This is a genomic window from Rhodococcus sp. NPDC019647 (assembly GCF_044389235.1).
In the GTDB taxonomy this organism is placed as follows: domain Bacteria; phylum Actinomycetota; class Actinomycetes; order Mycobacteriales; family Mycobacteriaceae; genus Rhodococcus_F; species Rhodococcus_F oxybenzonivorans.
The window spans coordinates 43,647-63,448 of record NZ_JBIRXS010000017.1 but is presented as its reverse complement, the minus strand read 5'-3'; the positions used below and the strand labels follow the sequence as shown (position 1 = coordinate 63,448).

The window sequence follows — 19,802 nt, the reverse complement described above, 5'->3', positions numbered from 1 at the left end:
GCGTTCAATGGTTGAGGCGATCCGCAAAGTCCCCGCAGCCCCCATTTACGGCATAGTCGTTACTGATTTCGGCGGTGAGCCATACGAGTACGAGGTGGGCTGGGATGACGCTGAACGTGACTTCCAGTGGGCTCTGCGACTTCTAAGGCGCGCGGGCGTCACCTCGGATGACTACATCCTGTGCACAACGCCCAACCACGAACTTCCATGGACCAGCCCGTTCATCCGCGCCTTTCGCGAGATCGGCGCGACGTACGTTCCAGCGGAGCAGCATAGTTGGGACTCCCGCCGTTTCCTTGCGATGCTCGACAGACTTCCCATCACGGTCGTGTTCGGACTGTGGCCGGAGACCCTGGCTGCGATCACGGACAGTAGGCCCGACCTTCAGGGGGTCTTCTCCGACACCCGGCTGATTTGGGCTAGGCCCGAGGCCCATCGGCAGCTGTTAGCCGCGGGAGTTCAGTCTTTGCCGTTCGCACTGCTCGGTCCTGCTGTGGGGATCGGGTTGCCCGACGACGATGACTTGCAGTTCGACGGGGACGAGTGGGAGTTTTGCTCCCGGGACGGAGAACTGATCGTCTCCGCTACGACGCAGCGGAGGGCCAGCCTGGTGGATGTGCCTACAGGGGTCCGCGCTACGGTCACCACGACCAAGGAAGGCGGAACCCTGGTTCAGCTGTCCTGACCTCGACTCCGGAACCGTGAGTGGGCGCGAACAATCCACCACGTCGGGTTCTCCGCCCGCCGGCGCGGTGGATTGTTCGCGACGCCGCCGGGATCGGCAGGCACGCGAACCGCAATCGTCCGGCGAATCGGCGGGCCTCGGTGGCCTCGACGTTCTCCCGCAGGCGAGCCGCTCGTAGATGGACAGGTCGATGACCGTTCGAGGCCGTTGCGGCCGACTGTTCGACCTCGCTCGATGTCGTGGTGGTGGTCCCGGTGGGTTCCGGTGGTTGCGGTGCAACACGTCTGCGGCGGCGACGCCGTCCGGGACCAGGCCGGCCGCGCGGTCAGTGTTTCGGGCGGCCACCCCGGTCGCCTCCGAGGCCTTGGGGTCGGCTGTGGCCCGCATCAGGGTGTCGCCCCGCAGCCGGCAGAACTCGTCCACTCGATGCTGGGGCCTGTTCGACGGTGACGTTGTCAGGAAGGGTGCGCGATCAGCGCTGAGCGCCATTATGATTGGTCTTCTCGACCCACCCTTTGCGGTTCCCGGCTTCGGGTGGGCAGATCGCCACCGAAACGCCGTAGTGCTTCAAGACGCCGGCGAAGCTCGCGGTCACTCGGGCCGACTCCGGAACCGACGGCGGTGGAGCACCTGCAGCCGCGGAGCCGACCTGCGCGCCCGGTGTCGCTTCGGTGGAGTGCCGACCTACGCGTTGACCGACAATCCCCGCACCGTGAGCATCGACCCCATCGCCGGGATACCGGTGCGCCATCCGCAAATCGTCGAAACCGCCCAGGTCTGATCCCACACCGGGATCACCACACGGAAGCGTAACCACGCCAGCCTGGGCAGAACAACAGGTCGAGCGTACGATCCCGTCCTGTCCGGGCACTTTCGGGCCCTCACCCCAGTCGAATTGCATCCATTACCCCGGGTACGGTGATCCTCCCCCACTGCGTGGGAGGTGCCCCCAGGCCGGTAGGTGCGGCGGCCTGCCACGCCGACTTCGCATCCGCCACCGCGCCGGGTGGTGCGTTCAGTCCCGTCGACCCGAGCTCGCGGAGTCGTTCGTGGACGATGTCGGCGCGGACCTTGCCTTTGCTGCGCTCGACCCACTCCTCGATCTTGGGTAGGTGGTCGTCGATGATGCGCGGTCGCCGCGAGGGGCCGGTCACCGGCATCCCGGCGCACGGGCGGTGACGTAGCGGCGGACCGTTTTCGGATCCGTGCGCGCTGCCGGTGGCGTCGTAGGCCTCGAGAATTTCCATGATGTCCCTGTCAGACTTCTTCATGCGTCCCTCCCGGCGGGAGTCGCTCGAGGTGGTCGAAGACCTCGAGCGAAACCCCGGAGGGGCGCCTGTTTCGGGACCGACACACCGCCGGCCCCATGTTTATCGACAGGGAGGTCAGCTGTCCGTCAGCAGGGACGAACGTGTCCGCCTATAGGGAGGTTGGTATGTCCGCTAGCATCACGCGACTACGCCTTCTACATCGCTACCGCGCAATCGTCTTCAGGACGCACCTATGCTCTCGCGGAGAGCACAATCGGGGGTTGTTCAATACCCAAGTAATTGCCAAGGGCAATCCGTTCCATCCGGGTCCCGACAAATGTCTCGAGGATGTCGAGTACACCACGACGGAGTGGGTTGACTGGTTCACACGCAGTCGTCTGCACAGTCGGCTCGGATATATCCCTCCGGATGAGTTCGAGGCGGCGTACTACTCATCTGTCAGCTCGAGAACCGGAGCCATCACCGATATAAGAGCGGCAAGAAACCCGAGATGGTTCATCACCACCTTCACCACGACCCCGCCCTTGATGCAGGACCACTACGGGTGGCCAACGCGGCGCCGCGCTCTCGCGTCGCGCGAGGTGGTGTCCAAACCAGGTTTCTCGAACTACTCAAAGTCCGAGGGGCCCACCTGCGGCAAAAGGCGGTTGACGCTCCCAGTCCAGCGCGGTGCACGCTTCTCGAGGAACGCGCCCACCCCTTCCGCCGCATCTGGCTCGCGCGCGAGGGCGACAAACAAGTCGGACTCTCGTGCGAACGACGGCCCATACGAGGTCTCCAGGCTATCGAGCATGAGTCGCTTGGCGAGCCCGACGGCACGAGGTGCTGTGTGGTTCGCTATGTCCTTGGCCGTTTCCAGAGCCCTCTCGAGCACCTCGCCCCTGGGTACCGCGTGACTGCATACTCCCAGGCGTTCGGCCTCCGCGCCGGAAAAACGTCTACCTGTCAGGAGTAGATCTGAGGCGACTGCCAGGCCCGCGATCCGTGGAAGAGTCCAGTGGGAGCCCAGTTCCGGAATGACCCCGAGACGGGTCATCGGGATTGCCAGGCGCGCATCGATGGCTACGATGCGAATGTCGCACAGGAGGCTGAGCGTGACTCCCATACCGATCGCATCGCCGTTGATCGCTGCAATGACGGGCTTGTCGAGATCACGTGGTGTGAAAAAGTTCTGGAGTACATCTGACGGGTTCGTCGCCGTGTCAGAAGAGGGTTCTAGTCCTGCCGCAAGGTCCGCGCCTACGGAGAACGAGTCGCCGGCCCCGGTGAGAACCACGACTCGAATTTCATCGTCGTGAGCACAGCGGCGGAGGGCATCACTGAAAGCTCGAACCATGGGAATGGTCCAGGCGTTGCGGTGCGTTTCGCGGTCCAGTGTCAGTGTGGCGACACGGTCGTTGACGTCTACTCGGATTCCGTCGAAGGTTCTGGGCCATTGGGTCAGCACGGTGCCGCCAGCGAGTTCAGGGGCGATGACCTGGTCCCTCAACTCATGCTTGCGTAGCTTTCCAGTTGGTGTCCGCGGTAGTTCGTCGACAATCCGAAACTCGCGGGGGACCTTGAACCCGGCCAACCGTTCCCTGAGGTAGGCACGGAGCTCCTCGGCTAACCCCTCGACATCGTCCTTCGAGACGGGTTGAACGACCGCGACCAAGCGTTCACCCATCTCCTGGTCGGGAAGGCCGATGACGCCGACATCGAGAATCCGCGGATGCAGCACGAGTGCGTCCTCGATCTCTTGTGGATAGATGTTCACACCACCGGAGATGATTAGATGCGGGCGACGATCGCTGAGAAACAGATAACCATCCTCATCCAGATATCCGAGGTCGCCTACCGTGACACCACCATTCGAGTCGCGACTGGCCGCAGTCTTCAACGGGTCTCCGTGGTACTCGAACTGCTCACAACCAGTGAACCAGATCGTGCCGACTTCACCCGCTGGGAGCGTATTGCCGTCCTCGTCCTTGATGTAGGGCGTTCCCATCACCGGAAGCCCGACAGACCCGGGCTTGAGCAGCCACTGTTCAGAAGTGATCGCGGTCGCACCCATGCCCTCCGTGCTGGAGTAGAACTCGTAGAGGATCGGGCCGAGCCACTCGATCATTCGGTGTTTCACCTCGACTGGGCACGGCGCTGCTCCATGGATCACATGGCGCAGCCTGGAGAGGTCATAACCTGTGCGCACCTTTTCGGGCAGCTTGAGCATGCGGACAAACATGGTCGGCACCCATTGGCTATGGGTCACCTGGTGCTTCTCCAAGGTCCGGAGCGAGAGCTCTGGATCGAAATTGCGCAATATTACTGCCGTGCCGCCGCTGCGATGGGTCGACATCGACCACGCCAGCGGCGCAGCGTGATAGAGCGGCGCGGGAGAAAGGTAGACGTCGCCAGGATTGAATCCGAGCGTTTCCCGCAACCACCGGCCGGGCAGATCGGAATAGGTGCCCATCGGTCCGCCTGGTAGCGGGCGTTTGATCCCCTTGGGTTGTCCGGTCGTGCCCGACGAGTACAGAAGGAAGTCACCCTCGCACTCGTCATCGATCGGTGTCGTCGGGTAGCTAGTCAGTATGTCCGCATAGCACTCCCAGTCCTCGCAGCGGTCACCAATAACGATCCGGCGTGGCTGCAGGTTTGGGGCGGTGAGGACATTCTCAGCCAGGTCCACGAAGCGAGCAGACACAAAAAGCACGTGCACACCGCTGTCGGCGACCAAGTAGGACACCTCTGGGGCGGTTAGATGGGTGTTGATCCCGACGTAGTAGAGCCCCGCACGCTGGGCTCCCCACGCGATCTCGAGGTACTCAGCCGAGTTCTCGGACATGATGCCAATTCGATCGCCCGGACGTAGACCTGCTTCGCGGAGGTAGTGCGCAATCTGGTTCGACCGTGCCTCCAGCTCGGCGAACGTCACCACGTGCAAGTCCGGTTCGACGATGATCGCCGCCCGGTTGCCGTCGAAACGGGTCAGGACATCGGTGTCCATCAAGATTCCGCTCCTTCCTAGATATGGGTGCGGGGATCCGGGGCAGCCTGGACTCGAAGCGGGCCGGCACCCGGGCCAGCCACTGCAGTAAGGAGTGCCGGAGCCGGCTGTGCTCCTAGTGCGGCGTGGGGTAAGGCATTTAACGGTCGGGTTGTCACCGACGAGCCGGTCACCTCTTGTGGTGACGTTGCGGAATCTTGCGCGCGCACTGCATGCGCCGACGACCCATAGATGTGCGGCGGAGAGGCGGTCCATTTCCGAAGGTGGGCTAACTGGAGCCTCGCAGCACCTCGGAGTCTCTGGTGGCACTCGCTCATCTCTATGGAGAACGTAGTTGCATTGCCTTCCCGGGCACGCAGACCAAGCGGATCCCAGAGAAGCGCAAAGTCGAGAATGTCATGGTCGATACGGCTCTGCCACACGTCTTCCTACCTGATTCTTTAACTCTGATGCCTCGTTCGCGGGACCTGCCGGATCGTCAATTATTTGTTAACCCATGAAAGAGATCGCCGACTGCTGAGGGAACGAAGGAGGAACCCTACCTATCGGTAGGGTACGCGCTCGCCAAACGGCTCATTTCGTCGTCGACACAGTTCGACTCGGGGATAACCTGCCACAATCGCTCAATAAATCGACACCGCGTCATTCCAAAGTGCACAAGGATTTCTTCCTCGGTCGCCCCCCCGTACGGCGCCCACTTGACGGCGAACTCGATGAGGCGCTCCGCTTCGATGTCACGGTGATTGCGTTTGCGGTTGGCCGCGAGCAAGGCGGCTCGACGCCTCTGACGCAATTGGCGATACTCACGAGAGTTCACGGGATTTCACCCCTCTGATCGTGACTGAAGAAGTCTGCTAACGCGTCGAGAGTCCTACCCCAGCGAGGGCTATGCCGGGGGACGCCTGTCGTTTTCACCGTGGCAGTCAAGGTACTCATCCCACGACGCACTAGATGCTCCGCAACCACGGCAAGGATCCTCGAGTCCGGCTCGCACTCGTTGATGCGGAGAGTTTCCCGCACGGCTTTCTCGACGATGGACCGCCACTTAATTCAGCGCCTGGCATCCGACGCTATCGCAAATCGTCATCTGCCGAACCCACGCCCACGCACATCGGGACACGCACGACATTGTCTGCGCGCGTCAATGCTGACATCGGAGGAGCCCTCATAGCTGAAAACACTCCAATGCTGTCGGGCCAACAGGCTTTCGGGCGGTGGCCCGACAACACTTACCCCGGCTGGGTCCGGTGTCGGAATGGGCGAATTGCCCTTTCAAGTCCCTTACGCGTGTGCCTCGGCCTCGGTGGCAGCCTGCGCCGCGAGTGCTGTGGCGTGCTTGGCACGCGCGGCCTCGACCCGCGCAGGCAACCACTCGGTCGGGTAGTCGCCCGGCGCCGGCTTATGGTCCCGAAGAATCAGGCGAGCCGCTGTGATCGTGTGCACCTCGGTGGGGCCGTCCCAGATTCCGTACGCAGCCGCCAGGGCCCACAGCTCACCGAACGGCATTTCGTTGGAGACTCCCAGCGCGCCGTGCAGGTGCATCGCCCGCTCGACTACATCGCGCACCACACGGGCAGACAGCACCTTTGCGACGGCGATGTCGCGTCGGATGTCCTTGCTGTAGCCATGCCCCTGGTCGATCATCCAGGCGGTCCGAAGGACGAACAGCCGGAACTGTTCGATTTGGGCGTAGCTTTCCATGATCGCCTGCTGCACCAGTTGGAAGTTCCCCAGGTGGGAGCCGCGGCTGATCCGGCTCAGCACTCGCTCGCAGCCCATGTCGAAGGCGTAGCGTGCCTGGCCGACACCACGCATGGCGTGGTGGATGCGACCACCCGAAAGCCGGGTCTGTGCTATCTCGAAGCCCTGGCCGGGCTCACCGAGCAGACCCTCAGCGGGAACCCGGACGTTCGTGTAGCGAACGAGTGCGTGATCCATCGCGTCTTCGGCTTCACCCATGAACTGCGTGCGGCGAACCGTCTCGATTCCCGGGGTATCCCGCGGGACGAGGAACATCGACATTCGCTTGTAGGTCGATGCCTCGGGATCCGTCACGGCCAGCAGCACGAGGAAGGCGGCTTCCTCGGAGTTCGAGGTGAAGAACTTCTCGCCGTTGATTACCCAGCCATCGCCGTCTCGCTCTGCCCGGCAGCGGAAGCCTGTGGGATCCGAACCACCCTGCGGCTCGGTCATCGAGAAGGCGGAGAACAGCTCGCCATCGAGGAGCGGCTGTAGGTATTGGTCCTTCTGCTCCTGGGTGCCGTAGTGCGCGATGACTTCAGCATTGCCGGTGTCCGGCCCCTGCACCCCGAAAATGGTCGGTGCCCACTGGTACGGGGCGAGGATCTCGTTCATCAGGCTGAGCTTCACCTGCCCAAAACCCTGGCCGCCCAGCTCCGGGCCCAGGTGACAGGCCCACAGCCCACGCTTGCGGACCTCGTCCTTGAGCGGGTCGATGACATCCTTGAGCCACTTCGGAGGCGTCCGATGGTGATCGTGCGGCCACAGCAGGTCGAGAGGGGCGACCTCCTCAACCACGAAACGCCGCATCCACTCCAGCTGCTCTTCGAACTCAGGTTCCGTGCTGAAATTCCACATACTTGCACTACTCCTTGTCAGGGGTTCTGTCGGTAAAGGCCGCCGTCGACCCGAATCAGGGTGCCGGTAACGAAGGCCGATGCCGGTGTGGCCAGCCAGAGGGCCGGTCCTACGAAGTCCTCCGGGGTGCCCATCCGAGCCAGCGGCATCCCCTCGACCGCGCGGGCGCGAAGCTCATCGCTCCACCCGGCCGAAATGTCGGTGGCAACCGGCCCCGGGAGCAGGGCATTAACTCGGACTGTGGGCCCGTATGCACCCGAGAGACCGACGGTCAGCGCGTTTAGTCCGGCCTTCGCACAGGCATAGACCAGCTCGTCGGTTCCGGGCCGGAGCGTTCCAATAGTGCTGATATTGATGATCGAGCCACCGCCGCCTGCCTTCATCTGCTCGGCCAGCAGAACCGACAGCCGGAACGGACCCTTGAGGTTCACCCCGGCGACCTTGTCGTAGTAGGACTCGTCGATGGACAGAAGATCCGGATAGCGCGGGGTCATGCCCGCGTTGTTGACGAGCACGTCACACCGACCGAACTCGCGGTCGATCGTCTCGGCGAGGTGGTCGGATTCCTCCCAATTCGCGGCTTGGTAAGCGACCGGAAATGCGCGGACTCCGAATTTCTCGGCGATTTGCTCAGCCGCAATTGCACATGCGTCGAACTTGCGACTGGCGATCACGACATCCGCGCCTGCGGCGGCGAACCCCTCGACGATCGCACGGCCGATCCCCCGGCTGCCGCCGGTGACAATCGCAACCTTTCCCGCCAACTCATTCATTTCAGATCCTTTCTTCGCGCGCGAACTCCGCCGCGGCAACCATGAGGCGCTCCACGAGCGGCGCCATGGTGTTGTCCTTGTCGGGAACCCCGTTCGCCACCGCCCGGGCGACGCGACCCTCGAGGATGACCGCGAGCTTGAACAGCGCCAGGCACTGGTAGTACGGCAGAGCCGACAGATCCCGGCCGGAGCGCTCCGCGTAACGGGCTGCCAGCTCGGCGCGAGTGGGATAGTGATCGACACCGCCGGCCTGCAAAGTCAGGACCGGCTCCTCGCCGGGGTTTGTCCAGCGAGCCAGAAGGTGACCGATGTCGAGCAGTGGATCGCCGATGGTGCCCGTGTCCCAGTCGATGATCGCCGCCAGTCGGGCCGGCGGTTCGGGCGCGACCATCACATTGAAAGGGCTGTAGTCGCCGTGCAAAATCGCGGCGGGACTCATGGTCGGCCGATTGCGCTCGAGCCAGTCCGTGACAAAGTCCAGTTCGGGCAGGTCTCGGGTGCGGTACCGATCCAGCTGCGCGAGCCAGCGCGACACCTGCCGTTCCAAGAATCCTTCCGGCTTTCCCAGCCCTCCGAGCCCGCGGGCCTGCCAGTCGACCGCGGCCAATTCGACCAGACCGTCGACATATGCCTCGGCGAGACCACGCCGCAAGCTCGGATCCGAATGGAACGGCTCGGCCAGCTCGTATCCCGGCGTGAAGCCGTCGACTTTGTCCATGATCATGAACGGGGCACCTATGACTGTGGCGTCCTCGCAGAGCAACCGCGGCGTGGGGTGCGGAACTGGCGTGCCCTCCAGAGCCTGGAGGATTCGCCACTCCCGGACCGTGTCGCCCGCGCTCTTGTCATTCAGCACCGCGGGCGGACGACGGAGAACGAAGACATCGTTGCCGCGCCGCAGCTCGTACAGCGCGTTGGCGATGCCTGTCGCCGCGCCGATCCGAGTCGCACTGATGGGCTCGGACGAAACGCCCAGCGCATCGCCCGCCCAGGCGGATAGGGCCGCCAGGTCGAGTTGGGGATCATCCATCACGACCGCGTCCTCAGTGGTTCCACTCGAAGCCGACACCGGACCTCCAGAAAGGTTCTATTTGACAGTGACTGCCAGCCGCTGACAGTGACTGACACAAGTTGACAGAGGCTGACATTATTGTGTGTATGACATCGAGTCAAGTGATTCGCCGGTCCTCCCCGCCGACGATCAATGACAGACTTGCGACTTGCCGCCCAGCAACCGCGAAGGGAAGTGACGAGGACAATGCAGCGCGATGACCTGACGTCCGATCTGCAGTCCGCCGCCGGCTTTCGACCCGACGGCTCGCATGGCGATCAGTCGATGCCGCAGAACTTGCGCGCGCTCCGCCGACAGTGGGTACAGGATGATCTGGCCCGGATCGCCTTGCACCTCTTCCTCGACCGCGGTTACGACGCGGTGTCCGTCGAAGAGGTGGCCGCCGCCGCTGGGATGTCAGAGCGGACGTTCTTTCGATACTTCCCGTCCAAAGAGGCAGTACTACGTCGATATCGCCACTCGCTCTCCGCGAGGTTTCTGCGGTTGTTCGAGGCGCGGCCGAGCGACGAATCCCCACTCGTTGCCCTGCGCGGCGCCTACCTCGAGAGCTCGCACGTTCCCGAGAGCGAACGGCCCAAGGTCCACGCACTCGAACGGCTCCTGGCGACCACGACCGCCATCTGGGCCAAGGACCTGGGCGAGACGATCACCGACACCTCGGTGGTCGCTGAGCTGGCCCGACGAATGGATGTCGCTGCCTCAGACCTGCAGCCAACCGTTCTGGCCGCGGCCGTGTCCGCCGCGGCCGCAACTGGGTGGAATTGCTGGGCGCGCTCCACCGGCGAGGATGACCCCAGCACGATCGTGGCTGCCGCGATCGATCTGCTCGGTTTGACCGATTGAGCGCGCCCCGCGCGTGATTGCCCCGCCTCGGGCGGATCTGACCGCTGGACGCCTAACTCGCCCGGCGCGTAATCCGGGTCAGCGCTGCACCATCCGAAGCATCCGGTCGATCAGAGTTCGTCGCGCCTGCGGACCCGGCGGCCTGCGTTTCGGCGAGGCCATTGTCCGTATGTACACAATCCCGACCAGGCTGTCCGCCAAGAGTGCCCGATCGACGTCGGCCGCGAGTTCACCACGGTCGACCGCCGCCTGAAGGACCTCCGCGAACCGCCGCGCAGTGGGGTGCAGCAACCGCTCCTGGAAACGAGCCAGCAATTCGGGGTTCGAGCTCGCATCAGCCATCACCCGCATCTGGAGGTCCATCGTCTCGGTCCCCATCTGATCGGCGATAGCGCCCAGCAGCACCAGCAGGTCCCCCCGGAGGGTGCCGGGCAATTCTGGAATCTCCGGCAGGACGATCGCGTCGATCGCGTCGACGATCAGCGCCTCCGCCTCGGTCCAGCGCAGCAGCAGACTCGATCGCGCGACGCCGGCCCGTTTCGCCACGCTACGCATACTGAAGCCTGCGACACCTCGGTCCGTCAACTCCTCGCGAGCCGCCCGCAGCAGTCGCTCCTGCAGCGACGAGTCACGCGGCCGTCCCACACGAGGGTGCACGACGGCCTTCCGTGTCCCCGCTTCGCCTGTCATTACACCTCCGAGTCGCGTCCCGCCAGCGCCGCGTCAGAATACAACCTTGACGGGTTCATCCCCGGCGCACACCAGCTGGCAGGCCAGCACATCACCGTTCGCGACGTCCTCCGGCTCCAGCAGATTGTTACCCGCCATCGTCACCTGCCCCGACGAACAGGTCGCCAGACAGGTTCCGCACTCGCCGTCGCGGCAGAGGTAGGGGACCTCGATGCCCCGTGTCAGCAGGAAGTCGACCAGCGTGACGCCCTTTGGCCATTGCAGGTCGTGGGTCGCGCCGTCGACGCTCACTTCGAGTGGCACCGTCTCGCCACCATCGATCTCCTCGACGGTCACCGATTCCTCGAATGGGTCTCCACTGAGGGAGGTGAACACCTCGAGATGCAGAGAGGACCGGTCACGCCCCGCCGCAGTCCAGGCCACACGAACTGCCTCCATGAAGGGGCTCGGGCCACAGGTGTACGCCTCCCGGTCTGGGAACGACTGGGCGATTCGGGCCAGCGTGTGTGATCGAGGCAGCCCTTGAACGGATTCGAGCCAGTGGTGCACCATGAGGCGCTCGGGAAACTCGGCCTCGAGCGATCGCAACTCACTGGCCGCGATGATCGAGGCCTCGTCCCTGTTCGCATAGAAGAGATCGACAGCGCCGCCCTCGCTGAGCACGGACTTCGCGATCGACAGGATCGGGGTGATTCCGCTGCCCGCCGCGAACAACAGCAGGTTCGCATCCAGTGACTTCGGAGTGAACGCACCAGACGGAAGAAGTACGTCCAGCTCGTCTCCGCTTGCTATGTTGTCGCACAACCAGTTCGACGCATAGCCGGCGGGCGTGCGCTTAACGATCACCCGGGCCGGCTCCTCACGGTGGGGCGAGCTGGCGAGCGAATAGCACCTGGCAACCGAGCCCGTCCGCTCGCTAGGCACTCGCAATACCAGGAACTGACCCGGGCGATAAGCGAGGGCAGAACCACCCTCCTCGAACAGGATCGACACCGCATCCGGCGTCTCGTGCACGACATCTGCGACCCGCAACCGCAATGACTTTGCTGTCCTGCTCATGGCCATCTCCTAGCGATTCTCCATACTCATCCGGACTCAGAAAAAGCATACCAAAGTGGTCTAGTAATTCATAGGGACGAGTATCGGTGAGGCACATCGGAACTGGAGAGGGCATGCCCGTGGACCCCAGCGCCTCCGCATTTCCGAGTCAGTCCGGCAAGTCCGCCGCGATCGTGGCGAGGCGGCGACGAGCCGCACTGTCCCGATGGGTCACGATGCGCAGCAGGTCCGCCTCTATACCCGCGAGTGCCATCTCGGCAACCCGGGCCGGATCAGACGAGGGCGCACACCCGACCAGTCGGTCCGGTACGCCGTGCGCCGCATCATGGGATCGGATGACCCCGAATGACTTCCATCTCCTATTACAAATTAGTCCACAATGGTATGGTAATTCACGTGTCGTTCTTCACCGACCCTGACATGGGCACCCGTGACATTGGCCTCGCCTCCTCCGGTGGCGTCGGCGACCCGCCGCGACCGATTCGAATCGACACGGCGTACGGCACGCTGTCCGGAATCACCGCCGAGCCGGCGGGGTCACCTCGCGGGCTGCTCGTCGCCCTGCACGGCGGCGGATCCGGTGCGGCGTACTTCCACTCCCCGGTGTGCCCGGAATCTTCTCTCCTCGCGCTCGCCGCCGCCACCGGTTGGCGCGCGGTCTCGCTGGATCGCCCCGGGTACGGGGCATCGACCGGCCTCCAGGAACGCCGACTGGACCTCGCTGCGCAGGCCGGGCTGCTGCGAGCAGTGGCAGCTCGGCTCGCCGCCGGCGCCCCCATGCTCCTCGTCGGCCACTCGTTGGGAGCCATCACCGCACTGCACCTCGCCCGTCACATCGAGCGAGGACCCGGAGACATCCGACTGCTCGGCGTCGCCGTCGGCGGCGCACCACTGGTGTACACCGCGGAGCAGCGGGCCATGCATGCCACCGTCGACGCCAGCGGAACGACCATCCGGCGGCCACCCGGCGCCCCGCGCGACCCGGATGACTGGCTGGGACCGGAGGGGAGTTACCCGTCTCAACTGCGCGAGCATCTCCACGAGGTCGTCTCCCGGGTGCCGTCCGGCGAGATGGCGGATGCGGCGAACGCGCCCGAATTGCTGGCGGAGCTGCTCTCGGAAGCGCATGTTCCGGTGCAGTTCGCGGTGGCCGAATTCGAATCCACCATGGCATCCGCCGCAGAGGTTTCCACGCGGGCCGCAGAGATCCTCCGGCGTCCCGGGTCGGAGCTGTTCACGGTTCCGGGCTCGGGACACAATCTATCCCTGGGATTCGGTGCGCGCTCGTACCATTTGCGCGTGCTGTCCTTCGCGGAACAGCTGCTTGCCGGACCTACGAATGAGCGGTCGGTGCGAGAACGATGATCCTCGTACCGACCGCTCGCACATCGTTACGCGTCGTCGACGGGCCTCGCCTGCCCGAGAATCCGCTCGAGTCGGTCCAGTTCGGATCGGACTGCCGTCGCTGCCCGTTGTGCCGAATCCAGCACCGCCGACGTCGCCGCCGACGGGGCGAGCAACCCGGCCACCGCGATCGAAGCGATCTGTTCGGCGACTTGCTCCGCGCTGAGTCGGCCGTCGGCATCGAACCAGATCGCCAGCGAACGTGTCACCGAGGCCATCGTCTGCGCCGCCACACCGGGGTCGACCTCCCGGAAAACCCCGGTCCTTATTCCGACCACGATAACGCTGCGCAGCGAGGCGAAAAACGACCGGTTGAAGTCTCGCACGATCGCCTGGGCGGCCTCCGGAAGCACCGGCCAGATAGTGTCGACCATCCGCGTCGTCTGTGGGTGTTCTATCGCGAAGGAGGCGAGGCTCCGGACCAGGTCGTGCAGCCGCACCTCCGGCGAGCTGTCAGGAATGGTCTCGGCCATGATCTTCGCCGCCCGCTCGGCGTGCTCGGCGACGATCTCACTCACCAAAGCGTCCCGACTCGGAAAGTAGCGGTACAGGGCGGATCTGCTGATTCCCATCCTGTCCGCGACGTCCTGCAGCCCGGTCGCGTCGGACCCGCGGGTGGCGAACACCTCCGCCGCGACGCGCCGGACCTCGGCCCTCATCAGCTCCGTGCGCGCTGACGAACGGCCGAGGTCACGGGCCTCGGCGGGCTCAGCCGAGCCAGTCACGGCGGATCCCATCCGCGTGCATGTTGAAGTCCGGCGGGGGATTCAGGCTGTCGCCGGCGCGCGTTCCGGTGTGGTGCCATCGGATCGCGGTGGCCACGGTGGGCCACTCACCCTCCGGCCCCGACATGATCTCGCGGGCGGCGAAGTGATCACTTGCCATGAAGCCCTGGACATCGAGCACTGGTCCGCCCGGCACGTCCCAGGTTCGGAAGCGCTCCATCCAGGTCGCCGCGTCCTCCTTTGCGAACACGGTTTCGAGCTCTGCTTCGAGGGCCGCATCCGCGTCACCGTATTCGAGTTCGCCGCCCTCGTGGTGGGATACCAGGTCCTCCCGGCCGATGCCCGCACAGAAACGCTTCCAGAACTTATGCTCGAGCGCGCCGATGAGGATCGGCACTCCGTCCGAGGACAGGTAGGTGGTGTAGAGCGCCTGTCGCGGAGTGTCCCGATAGGAGAATGCCTTGCCGGTGCGGTGCGTCATCGCGATCTCGGTGCGATGGGTCTCGACCAGGGCATCCCAGCAGGATACGTCGACCCAGGCACCCTCGCCACCGGCCCGGACGGACGCGATCGCCGCACATGTGCCGGCCACCGCCGACAGCGCACCAAGCTCGTTGCCCCACGACGTGAAGGCCCAGCCGCGGTGCGGCCTGCCGTCCTCCCAGACGAGGTTGATCCCGTCCGCGAGGGCGTCGACATTGAGGCCGTGCGCAGGCAGGCCTGCCCAGGGGCCGGTCTGCCCGAAACCGGTGATCGAGCAGATCACCAACTCCGGTCGCTCCTTCCGGAGCTCGGCGAAGTCGACACCCGCCTCCAGCCAGAAACCCGCGAGCTGATTCTCGACGACAACATCCGCTGCCCGCACCAGGGCGATGAGCGTCTCCCGGTCGGCCTCGTTCCGGACGTCCAGCGCGATCGACCGTTTACCCCAGTTCTGGCTCATGTGCTGGGGGCTGCCGCCGTCGGGAGCGAATGGGGGGATCTTGCGGATGCGGTCGCCGGCGGGCGGCTGCTCGACCTTCACCACATCGGCGCCGAGAGCAGCGAGCTTTCCGGAGGTCAATGCCGCAGGAATGAGAATCCCCAGATCGAGGACCTTGATGCCTGCCAGTGGTTGGTATCCATTCATGGTGACAACAATGTTGCACTTGCGACATAGCTGTCAAGTCAGTAGCGTAGATCACATCGCTTGGAGTGATGCGACTAGATCTGGTTCGTGGGATTCGACCGAATCCCCCCAGCCTCCGCCACCTCGAGTCGATGCAGACACCGCTCGAGGACGCCCGTTTTGTCACAAGAACGAGCGCCCTTTTCGGCAACCCCTCCACTCTTCGGTTACCTCACCCCACTGGAGCGATCAATGTCGAGTACCCCCACCAGCGAGACCGTTCCGGCCTCACTGGATGCCGCCTCAATTGCCGCACGCCTGTCCCGACTCCCCGCCAAGGGCATTGCGCTGCGCATCATGGTCGCCACCGCGGCCGCCTACTTCTTCGACCTCTATGACCAGTCAGCATTCGGGATTGTGGCCCCAGCGATGCGGACCGCGGAAGGCTTCTCGCTCAACAACATCGCGACCCTGGTCTCCGTGACCTTCACCGGCATGCTGATCGGCGCGCTGATCGGTGGCCGAGTGGCCGACCGGCACGGACGGCTGCCCATCCTGCGAGCGGGCCTCGTCCTGGCGTCCCTGGGCTCGCTCGCCCACGTCTTCGCCAGCGGCCTGATAGCCTTCGGCGTCCTCCGCCTGGTGACCGCGATCGGTATGGGCATCATCTTCGTCGTGGCTATGACCTACCTCGTCGAGGTCTCGCCCGTCCACCGCCGCGGCTCGCGTGTCGCCCTGACCGCCTTCTTCGGCGGTATCGGCGGCGCAACGGTGGCGATACTGGGCCGGACCATCATTCCGCTGGATCCCCACGCCTGGCGTTGGCTGTTCGCCATCGGTGGCCTTGGCCTGCTCGCCCTCGGCCTGCTGTTCCGCCTTCCCGAGTCGCCGCTGTGGTTGCTCTCCCGGGGCCGTCCCGAGGATGCCGAGCGAGAGCTTCAACGGCTCGAGCGCGGCGTCGAGCAGGCCGTCGGCACCGCCCTCCCCCCAGCGGTGGTCAAGCACAGTATGGCCGCGGTCGCCGCGGAGGAGGAATCGGTTCAGGGCAGTGGCTGGCGCGCAGCCTTCCGTGGGAAGTTGCTCCGGCCGACCATCATCCTCATGGCGATATGGATCGTGTATTCGACTGTTACCCAGGTGTTCTCGGTTTGGCTGGCGACCATCCTGCAAATGCGGGGATTCGACAGCGAGACGCTACTCACCATCACCATGGTCGCCATCGTCGGTGCCCCGGTGGGCATGCTCCTCGCCTTCACGTTCGCCGACCGGCTGCCTCGTAAGGCCCAGTTCTTCGGCGTCGCAGTGGTCGCGGGCATCGTTGGCCTGCTCTTCGGCATCGTGCCGGCGGCCGGAGTCATCGCGGTGATGGCCTTCGTCCACTTCGTGTTGATCGCCTGGTTCTCGCCAGTGTTGAATGCTGCAATGATGGACGAGTACCCCTCGGCACTACGCTCGACCGGTGCTGGCACGGCATACTCCTCCGGCCGACTGTGGAGCATCGTCTTCCCCTTCACCGTTGCGGCCGCGCTCCACGCGTACGGCGCCGGCATCATCGGCTGGGTCCTGCTGGCCGCGTGGGTAACCATCGCCCTCCTCGGCCTCGGATTGCGCGGCAGCATCAGCTCCCGATCGGCTGAGCCAAGTTCCTAACCTCCTCCCTTCAAGATCCTTCCCTGCGAGAGGCTCGCCCCCATGCACCTTGTCAACCTCACCGACCCAGACGAGCGGGTAGTTACCACCGTCCTGCGCCGACAAGCAGAGGCCGTACCGGACCAGATCTTCCTGGCCGGAGAACACGGCACTCACAGTTACGGCGAGGTGTGGGAACGATCCCGGCGCTACGCAGGAGCGCTGTCCGAGCTCGGGGTCGGCCGGGGTGACACGGTCGCCATGTTCATGGACAACTCGCCCGAGATGGCGATCACCGCCTTCGGGGCCAACCAGGCCGGCGCTATGTGGTCGCCGGTCAGCACCGAGTACCGCGGCGAATGGCTGCAGGAGCTGTTGCAGGACATCCGATCCCGCGTTCTGGTCGTCGACGCCCACCTGCTGCCCACGATCACGAGCCTGGCCGAGACGAATTTCGAACATCTGGTCGTGAATGGCGATCTTCCGACCGATCTCGACACCCGGCTCCCGGGTGTCACCGTGCACCGGCTGGTCGATTTCGCTGAGCATGCCGGGATCACGACCACCCCGGAGTGGTACTACGGTGACACCAACTCGATCATGTGGACCTCTGGGACCACCGGCCGCTCCAAGGGCGTCGAGCAGCCGCACAACGCCTGGATCTCCCATGCCCTGCACCACAACGATATTCGTGGTGGCGTGCGCGAAGGTGAGAATTTCTACGGTTGCGTACCGATGTACAACTCCAGCGGTTGGTCGATGAACGTCTACGCGGCCCTGGTCACGGGCGCGAAGGCGGGTATCGACAAGCGCTTCTCGGTGCGCGACTACTGGAATCGGATCAGGTTCTACGACGCGCACCACACCATGATGCTGGGCACGATGCATGTGTTCCTGTCCCAGCAGAAGCCGAGTGCCGCGGAATGCGATAACACCCTGCGCAGTCTAGTGATGAATCCGCCGGTGCCGGATCTGATCGAGGTGGCCAAGAAGCGCTGGGGTATCGAGACCGTGTTCTCCGGATACGGGCAGAGCGAGGTTTTGGGCGCGGTCATGTACCGAGATGACTGGGGCCTGAAGGCAGGAGCCTGCGGCGTCCCGAAGCCGGATGATCTGGTGGAAACGGCGCTTCTGGATACTTACGATCGGGAGGTCGGTGTCGACGAGGTCGGCGAGTTCTGCATCCGGCCTCGCCAGCCTTTCACCATCTTCAACGGTTACTTCCACGCACCCGACAAGACCGCCGAGGCCTTCCGCAATCTCTGGTACCACACCGGCGACCTGGGGCGAAAGGACGCGGACGGCGAGATGTTCTTCGTCGACCGCAAGAAGGACTCGCTGCGGTTCAAGGGCCGGAACCTGTCGTCCTTCGAGGTCGAGCACATTGCTCGAGCCTTCCCCGGTGTCCTGGACACCGCCGCGGTGGGTGTCCGACCCACCGACATCGAGTACGCATCCCAGCTGCACGAGTACGAGCTGCTGCTCTACGTGCTCCCGAAGCCCGGGACGACGATCGACCCGCTCGCGTTGTGCCGCTACATCGACGAACATGCTCCCTACTTCTTCGTCCCACGCTACGTCCACCAGGTCGAGAAGTTCCCGATGACACCGACCAGCAAGGTGCAAAAGTACAAGCTCCGGGAAAAGGGCCTTCCCGAGGACGCTTGGGACAGGCTCGTCGAGGCGCCGGACTGGAGCCCGACGCGATAAGCCCCAACCAGAGTCGTTGACTCCACCGGCCGACAGCGGCCTATTTCGCACTAGTTCGAAGGGAACGTAAACATGGTCAAGCCTGCATTGTCGATGAAACCCACCGGCTGGTTCCAGGTTGCCTGGTCCGCCGAGATCGAACCCGGCCAAGTCCATCGAATGAAGTACTTCGGTCAGGAGATGGTTGCCTGGCGGTCGACCTCCGGAAACTTGACAGTCATGGACGCCTATTGCGAGCACCTGGGCGCCCACCTCGGTCATGGCGGCCGGGTCGAAGAAGACCGGATCGTCTGCCCATTCCACGGATGGGAGTGGAACGGGCAGGGACGCAACGTATGCATCCCCTACCAGGGTCGTCCGAACCCGACGCGTCGAATGCGCACGTGGCCGGTGGTCGAGAAGAATGAAAGCGTCTACATCTGGCATGACCTCGAAGGGCGCGAACCGTTCTTCGACGTGCTGGATGTGTTCGAGGCCTACTCGGACGGCCGCACCGCCAAGGACTTCTACCGCACCTACCCGGAGGGCACCTTGTCCTACTCCGGCCTCGAGCTTCACCCGCAGTACGTGATGGAAAACAGCGTCGACCTCGCACACTTCAAGTTCGTGCATCGTGCCGCCAATCTACCGGTATCCCTCCGCCAGGAATTCGAAGGACCAATCGCCTACGTGGATTTCGAGATGGTCTTCGGTGCAACAAAGGACAAGACGGTGCTCACACCGAACGGGGCCGTCCACGGCTTCGGCCACGTGATCAACATCGGTATCGGTATCGGCATGGCCGCGTTCGAGGGCCCGGACAACCAGCGGGTGATTGTCACCGTAACTCCGGTCGACGACGAGACCTCGGACATCCGGTCATCGGTGTGGCTGGACCGAATCCCTGGCGACGACTCTCCGCACCAACCGGCATCGCTCGAGCGACGGCAGCGCTACGCCAACAACCAGTTCGAGGCAGATATCGTCATCTGGAAGCACCAGAAGTACTCCGACCCGCCGGCGCTGGCCACCGCCGAGGGTAAGGGCTTCCGTGCAATCCGCAAGTGGGCCATGCAGTTCTACCCGGACGGCGAACTCGGCAGTGCGTCGACTCCGCACCTGCAGACCGCCGGAACCGACGCGAGCCCCGATGTGCCCGAGCGTGCGGCCTTCGAAGCGCAGGGCGCCGCACGCTGATCATGTGGTGGGTACCCAGGCTTTCCAGGGCGCCCACCACTGTTTCGGCACCCACAGTGGCCGCAGTGAGCCT

The 19,802-nt window shown here is 64.3% G+C and carries 16 protein-coding genes and 2 pseudogenes; 7 read left to right on the top strand and 11 right to left on the bottom strand.

Annotated elements, in window-relative coordinates; genetic code table 11:
• The first annotated feature begins 7 nt into the window (after positions 1–7).
• Positions 8–685, top strand: coding sequence for a hypothetical protein (locus tag ACH49N_RS25425; protein WP_358275321.1), 678 nt, complete (start codon positions 8–10; stop codon positions 683–685).
• 351 nt (positions 686–1,036) lie between these two features.
• On the opposite strand, the pseudogene ACH49N_RS25420 reads toward ACH49N_RS25425, so the two are convergent.
• The 7 genes and pseudogenes from ACH49N_RS25420 to ACH49N_RS25390 form a co-directional block, all read right to left on the bottom strand.
• Positions 1,037–1,295 (bottom strand): annotated as a pseudogene (locus ACH49N_RS25420) (IS21 family transposase); the annotation flags it as partial.
• A gap of 271 nt (positions 1,296–1,566) precedes the next feature.
• On the bottom strand, positions 1,567–1,956 hold the full coding sequence (locus ACH49N_RS25415; protein ID WP_358275322.1) for a hypothetical protein: 390 nt from the start codon (positions 1,954–1,956) through the stop codon (positions 1,567–1,569).
• Positions 1,957–2,563: 607 nt separating this feature from the next.
• On the bottom strand, positions 2,564–3,403 hold the full coding sequence (locus ACH49N_RS25410) for an enoyl-CoA hydratase/isomerase family protein (protein ID WP_397504788.1): 840 nt from the start codon (positions 3,401–3,403) through the stop codon (positions 2,564–2,566).
• A 39-nt stretch (positions 3,404–3,442) separates the two neighbouring features.
• A pseudogene (locus tag ACH49N_RS25405) lies at positions 3,443–4,942 on the bottom strand (acyl-CoA synthetase); the annotation flags it as partial.
• 1,281 nt (positions 4,943–6,223) lie between these two features.
• Positions 6,224–7,540 (bottom strand): acyl-CoA dehydrogenase family protein, encoded by a 1,317-nt coding sequence (locus ACH49N_RS25400; RefSeq protein WP_358275327.1) that lies wholly within the window; start codon positions 7,538–7,540, stop codon positions 6,224–6,226.
• A 17-nt stretch (positions 7,541–7,557) separates the two neighbouring features.
• Positions 7,558–8,313, bottom strand: coding sequence for an SDR family oxidoreductase (locus ACH49N_RS25395; RefSeq protein ID WP_358275329.1), 756 nt, complete (start codon positions 8,311–8,313; stop codon positions 7,558–7,560).
• A 1-nt stretch (position 8,314) separates the two neighbouring features.
• On the bottom strand, positions 8,315–9,343 hold the full coding sequence (locus ACH49N_RS25390) for a phosphotransferase family protein (RefSeq protein ID WP_358275330.1): 1,029 nt from the start codon (positions 9,341–9,343) through the stop codon (positions 8,315–8,317).
• Between the two features lie 228 nt (positions 9,344–9,571).
• On the opposite strand from ACH49N_RS25390, the gene ACH49N_RS25385 reads away from it, so the two are divergent.
• Positions 9,572–10,228, top strand: coding sequence for a TetR family transcriptional regulator (locus tag ACH49N_RS25385; RefSeq protein WP_358275332.1), 657 nt, complete (start codon positions 9,572–9,574; stop codon positions 10,226–10,228).
• A 78-nt stretch (positions 10,229–10,306) separates the two neighbouring features.
• Here the strand turns inward: ACH49N_RS25385 and ACH49N_RS25380 are convergent, their stop codons facing one another.
• Positions 10,307–10,918, bottom strand: coding sequence for a TetR/AcrR family transcriptional regulator (locus tag ACH49N_RS25380; RefSeq protein WP_358275334.1), 612 nt, complete (start codon positions 10,916–10,918; stop codon positions 10,307–10,309).
• 33 nt (positions 10,919–10,951) lie between these two features.
• Positions 10,952–11,977: a ferredoxin--NADP reductase gene (locus ACH49N_RS25375; RefSeq protein WP_358275336.1), complete on the bottom strand. Its 1,026-nt coding sequence runs from the start codon at positions 11,975–11,977 to the stop codon at positions 10,952–10,954.
• 205 nt (positions 11,978–12,182) lie between these two features.
• On the opposite strand from ACH49N_RS25375, the gene ACH49N_RS25370 reads away from it, so the two are divergent.
• Positions 12,183–12,326, top strand: coding sequence for a hypothetical protein (locus ACH49N_RS25370; RefSeq protein WP_358275337.1), 144 nt, complete (start codon positions 12,183–12,185; stop codon positions 12,324–12,326).
• A gap of 47 nt (positions 12,327–12,373) precedes the next feature.
• Entirely contained in the window at positions 12,374–13,342 is a 969-nt protein-coding gene (locus tag ACH49N_RS25365) for an alpha/beta hydrolase (RefSeq protein WP_358275339.1), read from the top strand.
• Positions 13,343–13,368: 26 nt separating this feature from the next.
• Here ACH49N_RS25365 and ACH49N_RS25360 read toward each other — a convergent pair whose 3' ends face one another.
• Positions 13,369–14,106, bottom strand: coding sequence for a TetR/AcrR family transcriptional regulator (locus ACH49N_RS25360; RefSeq protein ID WP_358275341.1), 738 nt, complete (start codon positions 14,104–14,106; stop codon positions 13,369–13,371).
• Positions 14,090–15,235 carry a CoA transferase gene (locus ACH49N_RS25355; protein ID WP_358275343.1) on the bottom strand — a complete coding sequence of 382 codons (1,146 nt, stop codon included), beginning with the start codon at positions 15,233–15,235 and terminating at the stop codon, positions 14,090–14,092. Before ACH49N_RS25355 ends, ACH49N_RS25360 begins: the two co-directional genes overlap by 17 nt.
• 231 nt (positions 15,236–15,466) lie before the next feature.
• On the opposite strand from ACH49N_RS25355, the gene ACH49N_RS25350 reads away from it, so the two are divergent.
• The 3 genes from ACH49N_RS25350 to ACH49N_RS25340 all read left to right on the top strand — a co-directional run bounded on the left by ACH49N_RS25350 (position 15,467) and on the right by ACH49N_RS25340 (position 19,729).
• Positions 15,467–16,864 carry an MFS transporter gene (locus ACH49N_RS25350; protein ID WP_358275345.1) on the top strand — a complete coding sequence of 466 codons (1,398 nt, stop codon included), beginning with the start codon at positions 15,467–15,469 and terminating at the stop codon, positions 16,862–16,864.
• A gap of 42 nt (positions 16,865–16,906) precedes the next feature.
• The gene (locus tag ACH49N_RS25345; RefSeq protein ID WP_358275347.1) at positions 16,907–18,553 is read left to right on the top strand and encodes an AMP-binding protein; all 1,647 of its coding nucleotides are present in this window, start codon (positions 16,907–16,909) and stop codon (positions 18,551–18,553) included.
• Between the two features lie 72 nt (positions 18,554–18,625).
• On the top strand, positions 18,626–19,729 hold the full coding sequence (locus ACH49N_RS25340; RefSeq protein WP_358275349.1) for a Rieske 2Fe-2S domain-containing protein: 1,104 nt from the start codon (positions 18,626–18,628) through the stop codon (positions 19,727–19,729).
• Positions 19,730–19,802: the final 73 nt, after the last annotated feature.